General features: G+C 50.7%; 11 protein-coding genes. 3 read left to right on the top strand and 8 right to left on the bottom strand.

Going from position 1 to position 13,155, the window contains the following annotated elements; translation table 11 throughout:
- Positions 1-147: 147 nt before the first annotated feature.
- The 3 genes from BZG76_RS04720 to fabB form a co-directional block, all read right to left on the bottom strand.
- Positions 148-1,161, bottom strand: a complete 1,014-nt coding sequence (locus BZG76_RS04720; RefSeq protein WP_021023109.1) for an aspartate-semialdehyde dehydrogenase — start codon at positions 1,159-1,161, stop codon at positions 148-150.
- Positions 1,158-2,312, bottom strand: a complete 1,155-nt coding sequence (locus BZG76_RS04715) for a 4-phosphoerythronate dehydrogenase (RefSeq protein ID WP_077460333.1) — start codon at positions 2,310-2,312, stop codon at positions 1,158-1,160. Before BZG76_RS04715 ends, BZG76_RS04720 begins: the two co-directional genes overlap by 4 nt.
- Positions 2,313-2,480: 168 nt before the next feature.
- Positions 2,481-3,695, bottom strand: a complete 1,215-nt coding sequence (gene fabB / locus BZG76_RS04710; RefSeq protein ID WP_021023107.1) for a beta-ketoacyl-ACP synthase I — start codon at positions 3,693-3,695, stop codon at positions 2,481-2,483.
- Positions 3,696-3,814: 119 nt separating this feature from the next.
- Between fabB and mnmC the strand changes: the two genes are divergently transcribed.
- Positions 3,815-5,815, top strand: a complete 2,001-nt coding sequence (mnmC, locus tag BZG76_RS04705; protein ID WP_077460332.1) for a bifunctional tRNA (5-methylaminomethyl-2-thiouridine)(34)-methyltransferase MnmD/FAD-dependent 5-carboxymethylaminomethyl-2-thiouridine(34) oxidoreductase MnmC — start codon at positions 3,815-3,817, stop codon at positions 5,813-5,815.
- Positions 5,816-5,960: 145 nt separating this feature from the next.
- Here mnmC and BZG76_RS04700 read toward each other — a convergent pair whose 3' ends face one another.
- The 4 genes from BZG76_RS04700 to prmB all read right to left on the bottom strand — a co-directional run bounded on the left by BZG76_RS04700 (position 5,961) and on the right by prmB (position 9,048).
- Positions 5,961-6,239 carry a YfcL family protein gene (locus tag BZG76_RS04700; RefSeq protein ID WP_021023105.1) on the bottom strand — a complete coding sequence of 93 codons (279 nt, stop codon included), beginning with the start codon at positions 6,237-6,239 and terminating at the stop codon, positions 5,961-5,963.
- Positions 6,240-6,249: 10 nt separating this feature from the next.
- Positions 6,250-6,795, bottom strand: a complete 546-nt coding sequence (locus BZG76_RS04695) for an elongation factor P hydroxylase (RefSeq protein WP_077460331.1) — start codon at positions 6,793-6,795, stop codon at positions 6,250-6,252.
- A 97-nt stretch (positions 6,796-6,892) separates the two neighbouring features.
- Positions 6,893-7,954: a chorismate synthase gene (gene aroC, locus BZG76_RS04690; RefSeq protein ID WP_021023103.1), complete on the bottom strand. Its 1,062-nt coding sequence runs from the start codon at positions 7,952-7,954 to the stop codon at positions 6,893-6,895.
- 161 nt (positions 7,955-8,115) lie between these two features.
- Entirely contained in the window at positions 8,116-9,048 is a 933-nt protein-coding gene (gene prmB, locus BZG76_RS04685) for a 50S ribosomal protein L3 N(5)-glutamine methyltransferase (protein ID WP_028569641.1), read from the bottom strand.
- Positions 9,049-9,169: 121 nt separating this feature from the next.
- Here prmB and smrB point away from each other — a divergent pair, with 121 nt between their 5' ends.
- Positions 9,170-9,700, top strand: a complete 531-nt coding sequence (gene smrB / locus BZG76_RS04680) for an endonuclease SmrB (protein ID WP_021023101.1) — start codon at positions 9,170-9,172, stop codon at positions 9,698-9,700.
- On the opposite strand, the gene sixA is transcribed toward smrB, so the two are convergent.
- A complete protein-coding gene (sixA, locus tag BZG76_RS04675; protein ID WP_077460481.1) occupies positions 9,697-10,182 on the bottom strand; it encodes a phosphohistidine phosphatase SixA in 486 nt (161 codons plus the stop codon). The genes smrB and sixA overlap by 4 nt on opposite strands.
- Positions 10,183-10,324: 142 nt before the next feature.
- On the opposite strand from sixA, the gene BZG76_RS04670 reads away from it, so the two are divergent.
- A complete protein-coding gene (locus tag BZG76_RS04670; protein WP_198532297.1) occupies positions 10,325-13,102 on the top strand; it encodes an insulinase family protein in 2,778 nt (925 codons plus the stop codon).
- The last annotated feature ends 53 nt before the right edge of the window (positions 13,103-13,155 follow it).

The raw sequence follows: 13,155 nt of genomic DNA, 5'->3' as shown, positions 1-13,155 counted from the left end.
TCGATGATAGCATGCCCACACTTCGCGTATCGTCATCTGTGCAAATTTAATGCCTAAAAAAATACCCCATCAACGGATGGGGTATCAATCAAACTGACATGGTGATGCGTGGACCATCACGCTCTTGTCATCGTCACACGCTGTCGATTAAAGATAATCGCGCACTAAGACTTCAGCAATTTGAACCGTGTTGGTCGCGGCACCCTTACGCACATTGTCAGCAACCACCCAGAGGTTTAAACCATTTGGATGGCTAATGTCGTTACGGACCCGTCCCACAAGCACCTTGTCTGATCCCGTCCCTTCTTTGACTTGGGTTGGATACTCTTCGCCTTCAAAGACTTCAATATGCTCGTGCTGGCTAAGGATTGCCATCGCCTCTGTTGCGTCAATGGGTTGACGGCATTCGATATGCACCGCTTCTGCATGGCCATAAAAAACAGGCACACGCACACAAGTAGGGTTAACCCCAATCATCTCATCAGCGAAAATCTTTTGCGTTTCCCACACCATCTTCATTTCTTCTTTGGTGTAGCCGTTATCCATAAATTGATCGATCTGAGGCAAGCAATTGAAAGCAATTTGTTTGCTATAGAGCGAAGGTTCGGCATCTTGGCTATTGAGCAGTTTCACCGTTTGGCCTGCGAGTTCGTCGACACCCGACTTTCCAGATCCTGACACCGATTGATAGGTAGAGACGTTAATACGTTCGATCCCCACGGCATCGTAAATGGGTTTTAATGCGACCAGCATCTGAATCGTTGAGCAATTGGGATTTGCAATAATATTGCGGTTACGAAAATCACCAATCGCGGCTGGATTAACTTCCGGCACCACCAAGGGCACATCGAAATCATAGCGGAATTGTGAGGTATTATCGATCACCACCACTCCTGCTTCTGCGGCAATAGGCGCCCAATGTGCGGAGGTTTGCGCGCCTGCCGAAAACAAGCCAATTTGAACTTGGGTCCAATCAAAGGTGTCGACGTTTTGCACACGCAAACTTTCGCCTTTGAAGGTAATGGTTTCACCGGCACTGCGCTCGCTGGCAAGCAGGTGGAGAGTGCCAATAGGAAAATCGCGCTCTTCTAAAATGTCGATAATGGTACGGCCTACCGCACCTGTTGCGCCCAAAACCGCAACATCAAATGCTTGTGTCATGCGTGCTCCTCAATACTAAAGCCCAGCTTAGCCAGCGACTGTAACCCGAAATCAGCGTGTCCGGCTACCGTGATCGCACTGTACTCACGTCGATCCCAGTAATTTTTTCGTAATTGGTCAAAGGCTGTACGCTGTGCCGGTTTGTTCTCCCCTGCTTGTGTCATCGCTCGGCGAAAATCACTATCGTCGCGACGGATATCATAAACAAGTTGGGTTAACGCCATAAGATCAGTCTGCTGCCAAGGCGCGGCTAGTTGCACAGAAGGAATGGGCGCTGTCGGCAATAGATCGGCGGCGTCAGCGCGCTGTGGTAACGATAAATGTTGGCATAAGGCATTAAACACCATGGTGGTACCGCGCGCTTTTCCTTCCAATCCATAGCCAGCGATATGTGGCGTTGCAAAGGTTAGCCGTTCGACCAAAGCAAGATCGACCTCAGGCTCATGCTCGTACACGTCCAAAACTGCATCCATATCGCCTCGTGCCAGCCGTGTCTTAAGCGCTTGATTATCAACAATGGGGCCGCGTGCGGCATTAATCAAAATGCTTCCAGATGCGAGTGCATTTAAACGAGCGTGATTCATCAAATGATGAGTAGGGTGCTCACCAGTCGACGTCAGAGGCGTATGAAAGGTCACCACATCCGATTGTGCAATCAGCGTATCAATATCCACCATATCCGCGCGATTCTCACGCGCCTGACGCGGCGGATCGCAGAGCAAGGTTTTAATGCCCAGTGCAGCTAAACGATCAGCTAAGTAACTCCCAACGTGACCGACACCGACAATACCGACGGTTCGGTCGGTCAATTTAAATGCTTGCTGTTGCGCCAACACCAATAAGGCACTGATCACATATTCCGCGACCCCAACTTTGTTGCAGCCCGGCGCTGCCGTGGCATATACGCCTTGTGCTTGCAGTGCATCAAAATCAAGGTGATCTTCTCCCGCGGTGGCCGAGCCGACAAAGCGTAATTGCTTGGCATCTTTAATCAACGCGTGGTTAACATGCGTGACACTGCGCACCAACAAAGCGTCGGCATCTTGGATATCTTCCGCACCGATCGCCCGGCCAGGTAAGGCAACGACTTCACCTAATTGGCTAAACAATGCCTGGGCATAGGGCATGTTTTCATCTACAACTATTTTCACGGTCAGCATCCTGTTTTTAACGTCGCGTAYGAGCGCTGAAAAATAACGCCCATTGTATCGCCCTACCTGCAAGAAAACATCCGCCAAAAAGCATGCCCCCACGTCGGGCCAATAATAAAAAACCCGGCCGTGGCCGGGTCCATTGAGAACCTGAAAATAGGCGCGATATTAGCCGCGATACTTTTCAATCACCAAGGTGGCGTTCGTTCCGCCAAATCCGAAGCTGTTTGACATAACACGAGTGAGTGCTTGCTCACGTGGTTGTGTCACAATATCTAGCCCATCAGCGGCCGGATCCAAGTTATCAACATTGATACTCGGGGCGACAAAGCCGTGCGCCAGCATTAGCGTCGAGTAAATGGCTTCATGCGCCCCGGCAGCACCGAGTGCATGGCCTGTCATCGACTTGGTCGCGGAAATAGCAGGGCTCTTACCACCAAAGACTTCTTGGATGGCACCAAGCTCTTTGACATCACCCACTGGCGTTGACGTGCCATGGGTGTTGATATAATCCACCTCGCCATCAACATCTTGCATCGCCATGTTCATACAGCGCACCGCCCCTTCGCCGGATGGCGCGACCATATCATAGCCGTCAGACGTTGCCCCATAGCCGACAATTTCACCATAAATGGTGGCACCACGCGCCAGCGCATGCTCAAGCTCTTCAACCACCAGCATACCGCCGCCGCCAGAAATCACGAAACCATCGCGATCGGCATCATAGGTACGTGACGCTTTTTGTGGATCATCATTGTATTTGGTTGAGAGTGCGCCCATGGCGTCAAACATCATGGTGAGTGACCAATCAAGCTCTTCGCCGCCACCAGCAAACACGACGTCTTGTTTACCCAATTGAATCAGCTCAAGCGCATGGCCAATACAGTGTGCCGATGTCGCACAGGCCGAGCTCATGGTGTAGTTGACCCCTTTAATTTGAAACGGGGTCGCCAAGCACGCTGAGACCGTGGATGACATAGTACGTGGCACCATATAAGGGCCGACGCGTTTTACACCTTTCTCGCGTAAGGTATCAACCGCCGTGACTTGGTTGACCGATGATGCGCCCCCAGAACCGGCAACTAGGCCCGTTCTCGGATTAGAAACTTGCTCAGGGGCTAAGCCTGAGTCTTCAATCGCCTGCTCCATGGCTAAATAGGCGAAGCCAGCCGCGTCCCCCATAAAGCGCATTTTTTTACGATCAATGTGGTCGGCTGGGTTAAGTTTGAGATCCCCCCAAACGTTGCTGCGCAGCTTCATATCTGCAAACTGCTGAGAGAAGTTAATGCCAGATTTCCCCGCTTTGAGCGACTCCAGCACTTCTTTGACGTTGTTACCAATACTGGAAACAATCCCCATGCCTGTAATGACAGCTCGTTTCATGATTCTTTCCTAGACGTTAATTTCGCAGTGGATGATAGCGTTTTTAAAGCTGATAAGTGGTCAGCTTTCCTTTCTATCAGTACAATTTCCATCTTCTCTTTCCTGTGTATGAGGCATTTGTGAGCACTCCCTCAATCGACCATGCAAAAATCAGCTGGAATGATACAGGTACGCCTGTTGCTGATCAGTTCGACGACGTCTACTTTTCCAATCACGACGGCTTAGCTGAGACGCGCTACGTGTTCCTGGGGCAAAATCAGTTACCCGAACGTTGGCATACGGCAACCCAGTCACGCTTTGTGATTGCAGAAACCGGATTTGGGACCGGGCTAAACTTTCTCGCCACCTGGCATGCCTTTAACCAATTCCGTCATGTTAACCTTGATAGCACCGTCACGCACCTCCACTTTATCAGTTTTGAAAAGTACCCTTTGACCGTAGAAGATCTCGCGCGTGCCCATCAAGCTTGGCCCGAGCTTGCAAACTATGCTGAACAACTTCGCGCCCATTACCCCGTACCGTTAGCGGGTTGTCAACGTATTGTATTAGCTGATGGTCAGATTACACTCGATTTGTGGTTTGGGGATATTAAAGATTGGTTACCACAAGTACCAACAGGCCAGAAAGGGATTGTTGATGCCTGGTATTTAGATGGTTTTGCCCCAAGCAAAAACCCTGAAATGTGGAACCAGGATTTATTTAATGGCATGGCAAGACTTGCGCGAGAGCAGTGTACCTGCGCGACTTTCACCGCGGCCGGCTTTGTCCGCCGTGGACTGATTGACGCCGGCTTTGACATGAAAAAGGTAAAAGGCTTTGGTCACAAGCGAGAAATGTTAGCGGGCGCTTTACCTGCTCGCCAAGCCACTGCCAGCCATCCACCTTGGTATGCGCGCACATCCGCCGCAACAGCGGATGACATTGCCATTATTGGCGGTGGTATTGCCAGTGCAGCCTTGATTAGCGCATTACTTCAGCGAGGCAAGCAAGTCACGCTTTATTGCCAAGACCCGCAGCCAGCGGCAGGCGCATCCGGAAATCAGCAAGGAGCGGTTTATCCACTCCTTAATGGTAACAACGACAACTTGAGTCAGTTTTTTGCGCCCGCTTTTTTATTTGCTCGGCAGTTTATTCGCCAACAGGCTGAACAAGGCATTGCCTTTGAACATGACTGGTGTGGTGTTACCCAACTAGGCTATGACGAGAAAAGCGCCTCTAAGCTCGAAAAAATGCTTCATGCCGCATTTCCTGAGGCACTGGTCATGCGCGTAAGCCAAGACGCAGTGACAGAAAAAGTGGGGGTAGAAACTGGGCATGCCGGTGTGTTTTACCCGCTGGGCGGCTGGCTCAGTCCGCAACAGTTTACCGCAGGCGTGATTGGTGCCGCTATCACCCGCGGACAGCTAAGCGCGCATTTTGATTGTCACATCAATGCGTTAACACAAACGGACAATGGTTGGACCCTGAGTACCGCCAACGGTGAGCTGTGTCACCAGAACGTGATTATCGCCAATGGGCACCAAGCGGATAACTTTGATCAAACGGCACCCATTCCGGTTTACCCCGTGCGCGGCCAAGTGAGCCATGTACCCACCAATGCTGACCTCCGCGCACTGAACACGGTGTTATGTTTTGAGGGCTATTTAACACCGGCGAATCAGGCTGGTGAACATTGCTTAGGCGCAAGCTATGCACGCAACAATGCCGACCTTGAATTTCAATCGGCCGATCAGGTTGAAAACCAGCAGCGCTTAACCGACTGTATTGACACTGATTGGGCGCATCATGTGCCTGTTGCCGAAACAGGACGCGTTGGTGTGCGCTGTGCCAGTCGCGACCACCTGCCATTTATCGGCAATGTGTGTGATTACGACGCACTGCTTTTGGCCTACCAAACCCTGCAAAAAGACAAGGAAAAAGCCGGTTCCGTCCCTGTTTACCCTGGGCTATATTGCCTTCTGGGGCTTGGTTCTCGCGGTCTTACCTCCGCGCCTCTCGCCGCAGAAATCCTCGTCGCTCAGTTATGTGATGAGCCCTTGCCTTTGCCACAGTCAGTACTCGATACCCTGCACCCGGGACGCATGTGGGTCCGCAAACTGCTAAAAGGTAAAGCGGTGTAGCGAATGGTTAGTTATATACCGGTAAAAACAAGCAAGTGTGGGTAAAAACAACCAAGCCATCGTCGAGGCGATGGCTTGATAATCACTGGATACCGCAGAACAGGAGTTGAAAAGCGCAGTTATTAAGAAGCGCGGTATTGCAGTATTAAGCCGATTTTTCGACTTGTTGCTGAAGCAGATCCCAAAGCGCCCCGACCAAGCGTTGATCGCCCGGTGAGAGTTCACTCGCATTTTTCGACAAGCTAGTGTCCACGCGCGCTTTTAATGACGCCACTTCATCCATGCCCTCTAACTCACAATCCGCAGCCGCCAGCGAGACGTGGCCGCGTAAATAGCCACTCGCAAATAATTCATCGTCTGAGGCAGTGTCTACCATCTCATCGATTAATGCCAAAATGCGTGCTTCATAATCTTGAACTTTCATCTTATTAACCTTAGCTGGGCAACGTAAAGTCATCGGGCCCCAGAGCAGAGACACCGTAAAAGTCTCGCAAGGTATCAGAAAACTGCTTAGCGCGCACGGGCAAAGCCGGGCTTGCCTCCGCGTCAGATAAATAATCAATGACTTGATGACGGACTTTGCCCGCAAAGGCATGGCGATCGGGCTCTACACCACTTAAGTTGTCGCAGCTGACTTGAAAACGAAAGCCACAGCTTGCCGCAAGGATCCACTCAATCGCTTGAGGCTTCACTTCTACCGCTTCAAACGCGGCTTGCGTGTCAGCATCGCGGCCATCGGGGTGATACCAATAGCCATAATCTTCCAGTTGACGGCGTTTCTCACCGGCAATGGTCCAGTGTGCGATTTCGTGTAGCGCTGAGGCAAAAAAACCACGCGCAAAGATCACGCGGTGATGCGGATGATTTGAATTCGCCGGCAGATAAATAGGCTCATCGCCGCCCAGTAACAGCTCGGTGTTAAAAGTCGCGAGAAAGGTTTGGTTAAACAGTTGAATTAAATCGTGATAGTTATGAGTCATAGGGGAAAGTTACAAACATGCCCCGCCAACGAATGACGGGGGGAGCGTCAACAAATAACAAGATACATGAGGCGTGTGTGAATTGGCGGGCCGGCTTTTAACGGCCAACTTGCCCACGATGACGGAGTAAATGGTCCATCAGTACGATTGCCACCATGGCTTCGGCAATCGGCACCGCGCGGATCCCCACACAAGGATCGTGACGGCCTCGCGTCACCACATCGGCAGCGTCACCATGAACATCAATACTCTTACCCGGCACTGTGATGCTAGAGGTAGGCTTTAATGCCAAGTGCGCGACCAGTGGCTGCCCTGAAGAGATACCGCCAAGAATGCCACCGGCATGGTTCGAGGCAAACCCGTCTGGGTGGATTTCATCACGATGCTCACTGCCACGCTGATTCACCACGTCAAACCCATCTCCGATTTCGACCCCTTTCACCGCGTTAATCCCCATCAATGCATGGGCAATATCGGCATCTAAACGGTCAAACACCGGTTCGCCAAGGCCGACAGGAAGGTTTTCTGCCACCACGGTGAGCTTGGCACCGATTGAATCTCCGTCTTTTTTCAGTTGACGGATCAACGCATCCAATTCCTCAAGTTTATTCACATCTGGGCAAAAGAAAGGGTTTTGCTCAACTTGCGCCCAGTCGACGGTATCGATGGTGACCTCGCCCATTTGCGCCAGATAAGCGCGCACTTGAATGCCGTGCTCTTGCGCAAGGTACTTTTTAGCCACCGCACCGGCTGCCACGCGCATGGCTGTCTCACGCGCCGACGAACGACCGCCGCCACGATAATCACGGACGCCATATTTATGGTGATAGGTGAAATCAGCATGGCCTGGACGAAACACATCTTTGATTTTGGAATAATCTTTTGAGCGTTGATCCGTGTTTTCAATCATCAACCCAATCGATGTGCCGGTGGTTTGGCCCTCAAACACACCAGAGAGAATTTTGACCGCATCGGGCTCACGGCGCTGCGTGGTGTACTTAGACGTGCCCGGCCGGCGACGATCCAGATCCTGTTGCATGTCTGCTTCCGTCAGCGCTAACCCCGGTGGGCAGCCATCAATAATAGCGCCCAACGCCACGCCATGACTTTCTCCAAAGGTGGTGACGCGAAAAATTTGTCCAATCGTATTGCCTGCCATGCCTTCCTCTGTTTGCCTGATGGGCATTGTTGTGTTTTTGCATACTTTGTTAGCAATTAACCATAAAGCAACCAAAGACGCAAAAAAATCCGCAGACTCGCCCCCTAAATAGAAAAAAGCCAGCACAAGGGCTGGCTAAGTAACACGAGCAAAGGCACGCATTAATCGCGATAAAGGGCAAATTCATCGGCACAGGCGACTAAATCGCGACGCGTGATCATAAAGACACCATGGCCTCCCTGCTCGAATTCAAGCCAATGCAAGGGCAAATGACCATACTGCTCTTGCATATGCACCATGGAGTTGCCCACTTCACAGATCAACACACCGTCTTCGCTAAGATAATCCGGCGCATTGGCAAGCATTCGACGCACTAACTTCAATCCATCCGTCCCCGCGGCGAGGCCCAGTTCTGGCTCATGACGGAACTCATCCGGTAAATCGTCCATGTCTTCTGCATCGACATAAGGCGGGTTGCTCACAATTAAGTCGTATTTGTCTTGTGGCACTTCTTTAAGCAAATCGGAACGGATTGGGATCACTTGCTCTTCCAAGCCGTGATCCTGAATATTGATTTCGGCAACATCGAGCGCATCGGTGGAAATATCAACCGCGTCTATCTCGGCATCTGGGAAGGCGTAAGCACAGGCAATCGCAATACAGCCACTGCCGGTACACAGATCCATTATTCGGTTCGGTGCGTGCGGCAAAATACCGGCAAACTCTTGTTGGATGAGCTCACCTATCGGAGAGCGAGGCACCAATACCCGTTCGTCGACGAAGAACTCTAAGCCACAGAAATAGGCCTTATTGGTCAAATACGCGACCGGCGTTTTATCGTTAATACGCGCAATCACGCGCTCAACAATACGATGCTTTTCACTGGTTGTTAGGCGAGAAAAACGGGTTTCAGACGGGACATCAATAGGAAGATATAAGGTCGGGAGTACCAGCTGAACCGCTTCATCCCAAGCATTGTCAGTGCCATGGCCGTAAAATAACCCTGCCGCATTGAAACGACTGACTGTCCAGCGCAGCATGTCTTGCAGCGTATGTAACTCACTGACCACTTCTTCAGTAAAAATCGTATCCACATTGGCCTCCATCGGCTTCATGCAATTTGGGGTCGCCCTTTGACGCCAGGTCAGTACAATAAGCAGCATTTTGAGCTGGCTGATTGTACAATGAGCCTATTACCTCGGAGACAGTTTTTTTATGAGCAAAAAACCATCGATGACGGAAGAGGAGTTAGCGCTATTCCGTGATGCCGTCAAAGGCGCAAAAAAGTTGGAGCAGGATACCATAAACCCGCCACAACGCCAGATGAGCAAACCACGTAAACAACGCCAGTTTGAGCGGCAAAGTAGCGACCATGCCTTTTATTTCTCCGATCAGTTTGAGCCACTTTTAACGGAGTCAGGGCCCATGCACTATGCGCGGCAAGACGTCTCAAAGTACGAAGTCAAACGGCTTCGTCGTGGCGTCTATGTGCCCGATATCTATTTAGATTTACATGGCATGACCCAAACCGAGGCAAAGAGAGAGCTCGGGGCGATGCTCGCCGAGTGCGTCAAAGAGGGGACCGGCTGTGCCAGCGTGATGCACGGTATTGGTAAAGGCATCCTCAAAGAAAAAATCCCCCTCTGGCTCGCCCAGCATCCCAGCGTGATGGCGTTTCATCAAGCGCCACGCGAGTTTGGTGGCGATGCTGCCCTTTTGGTATTAATCGAAGTGCCTGAGCGTTAGCGTCCGAGCTGACGTGGCGACATCAGGGTAGCCAGTGACGCCTGTTGCGTCGCTGTGTCAACGTCAATGATCGCTATTGCCGAGGTGGCAAACATTGGCGGTTGGCCCTCTTTTACCCATTCATTGGTCAAGTAGCCAACCAGCGGCAAATGAGAGATCAACAAAATCACACCGGGATTATCTACCTCTATCATTGCGCTTAGATACGTATGGACCTGATCGCTGTTTCCATACGGCGTAATACCCTCTTCAGTGAGTACTTCGCCAGCGGCAGGCAATAGAGGCGCACATGCTTGCCATGTCTGTTGCGCGCGTAAATACGGACTGACGAGTACTTTATCAATGGCCTGCCCGTTAAGCTGCTGCTGGAGCCAGGTTGCCATTTGTTGGCTTTGTTGCTCGCCATGCGCGGTCAATCCGCGTTCACTATCACTGGCCGCGAAAGCTTGTGCTTCGCCATGACGCATTATGATCAATTTCATCGCGTTAATACCCACACTTCTATACTGAGATTTGCTGCATGCTACCAAGGTAAAACACCAAAGACCAAATAAGTGGTTTGCGACTCTGGTCAGTGGTAGTCATACTTAACCTTAACTTATTTACTTTAAAAGTGAGTTGCTTGTGTACGTCAGCCCAAACGACAACAAACACTACCGTTATATCACGCTGCCTAATGCATTGCGTGTTTTACTGATCAACGATCCACAGGCGCATCGCAGCGCCGCGGCCTTGTCGGTCAATGTGGGACACTTTCATGATCCGGTAGACCGACAAGGGCTCGCTCACTTTCTCGAGCACATGCTATTTTTAGGCACTGAGTCTTACCCAGTGATTGGCGATTTTCAGCGATTTATCAGCCAACATGGTGGCCATAACAACGCCTGGACGGGGACAGAAAATACCACCTTCTTTTTCGATATTCGTCCCAATCAGTTCGCCCCCGCCTTAGATCGCTTCAGCGCTTTCTTTATTTCACCGCGTTTCGACGCAGATGCCGTGGATAAAGAACGTCAATCAGTTGACGCTGAATATCGCATGAAGCTCAATGATGATGTGCGACGTATCTATCAAGTTCACAAAGAAACCATTAATCCTCAGCATCCGTTCGCCAAATTCTCCGTCGGTAGTGTAGAAACATTGGCTGACCGTCCGGATCAATCAGTGCGCGATGATTTGATCGCATTTTATCACGCCAATTACAGCGCGAATTTGATGACGGTTGCGCTCACCGGACCACAATCGCTCGATGATCTTGAGGCGCTGGCCCAGCAATATTTTGCCGCGATTGCTAATCATGATTATCCCGTGCTTACCGTTGACGCACCGCTAGTGACCAAGGCCGAGCGCCATCAATGGGTCACCATTGCGCCGCTTAAAGAGGTGCGCAAACTCACCCTTGCCTTCTCCGTGCCAGAAAGTCCTGATCAATATCGTACCAAGCCTTTATCTTACATTGCCCATCTGCTCGGTTATGAAGGCCCGGGTAGCCTGATGTCTTTATTAAAAAATAAAGGCTATATCAACACACTCTCAGCAGGCGGTGGGATCAGTGGGCGAGACTTTCGCGAGTTTACACTTGGCTTTGCGCTCACCGAATTGGGCTTAAGCCACATCGACGATATCATCACCCATGTTTTTGAAGCGATCGCATTGATTCGACAGAACGGTGTCCAAGCTTGGCGCTATCAGGAAAAGCGGCAAGTGCAAGAGTTAGCTTTTCACTATCAAGACGCACTTCGCCCTATTGATACCGTGAGTCAGTTAGTGATGAATATGCACCATTACGCCCCGGCCGATCTCTTGTATGGGGATTATATGATGGCCGGCTTCGATCACACTCAAATTCAAACCATGTTGCAGCATATGAGCGTCGATAACGTTCGAGTGATGCTGGTGGCAAAAGGCTTTAGCCATGATCAGCAAGCAGAATGGTATCAAACGCCTTATTCCATCAAACGGTTTTCTGCTAAGCAAATCGCACAATGGAAAACAGACTCGATATCGCCAGCGCTCGCCCTACCGGATCCAAACCCCTACATTGCCGATGCACTGCACCCGCTCCCCGTTGAGCCCGATCAAAGTGACACCCCGCACTTAATCGAGACGTTGCCAGGCTTTCGTCTCTGGCATGGCCAAGAGCCACACTTCCGCGTGCCGAAAGGGCATGTCTATATTGCCATTGATAGCCCACATGCGGTCGCGACGGTTAAAAATATTGTCATGACCCGGCTTAGCGTTGAGATGTTATTAGAAGCACTGAATGAGCAAGCGTATCAGGCCGAAATTGCGGGCATGAATTACAATTTGTATGCGCACCAAGGCGGCGTGACCTTAACCCTCAGTGGCTTTAACGATAAGCAACCTTTATTACTCAAGCTGATTTTACAACGATTTTCTCAGCGCAGTTTTAATCCCGAACGCTTTGAAACGATCAAAGCGCAGCTGAAACGAAGCTGGGAAAATGCCGAGAAAAATAAACCACTCAGTCAGCTGTACAACAGTATGACCGGCTTATTGCAACCCAATAACCCACCATATCATGCCCTTTTAAGTGCATTAGAGACGGTGACATTACGCGATCTACCTGAGTTTGTCGAGGCCATGCTCGCCACCCTCCATGTCGATATGTTTGTCTATGGCAATTGGTACCTTAACCATACGCAAGCACTGGCCAACACCGTGAAAGATGCGCTACGCGTAGAAGGGCAAGTCTATCAAGAATCGGTGCGACCGCTGACCTTGCTCGACGGTGTTGGCACCGTGAGTTATGAGCGCACTCTTGGACACGCAGAGTCCGCGCTCTTGGTGTATTATCAAAGCGCATCTACCGACCCGGAGGCGGTGGCGACCTATACCCTCGCGAACCATCTCATGTCGTCCGCTTTTTTTAACGAATTACGGACTAAACAACAACTTGGTTATATGGTTGGCGCGAACAATTTACCCCTCAATCGTCACCCTGGATTGATTTTTTACGTGCAATCGCCGTTGGCAGGCCCTGAGTTATTAATGGGAGCGATTGACGATTTTTTGAATGCGTTTTTTATGGTGCTCTTGGAGATGAGCGAATCGCGTTGGCAGAGCAGCAAACAGAGCCTACTCGCCCAGGTGCGAGAGCCAGATAATAATTTACGCGCGCGTGCGCAACGTTACTGGATCAGTATTGGCAACAAAGATTATCACTATCAACGTCGCGAGCAAGTGGCCGACGCCATGGCTGAGCTCACACGCGCTGATATGGTACGCTTTGTGGTCAATACCTTAAAACCAAGAACCGCCGATAGACTAGTGATGCACAGCTGTGGCATTGACCACCAAGACGATGCCACCTTAGACGGCGCTTACCCGATTACCGATATTGAGGCTTTCCGCGCACGATGTCGGCGCAGTGAAGACTAACCTACCGTTAAAATATAAAAAAACAGGGCCGCGCTTTGTGGCCCTGTTTTTTT

This window comes from Salinivibrio sp. AR647 (assembly GCF_001995415.1).
Taxonomy (GTDB): domain Bacteria; phylum Pseudomonadota; class Gammaproteobacteria; order Enterobacterales; family Vibrionaceae; genus Salinivibrio; species Salinivibrio costicola.
The sequence above is the reverse complement of the archived record's forward strand: the minus strand, read 5'-3'. Positions and strand labels throughout refer to the sequence as shown.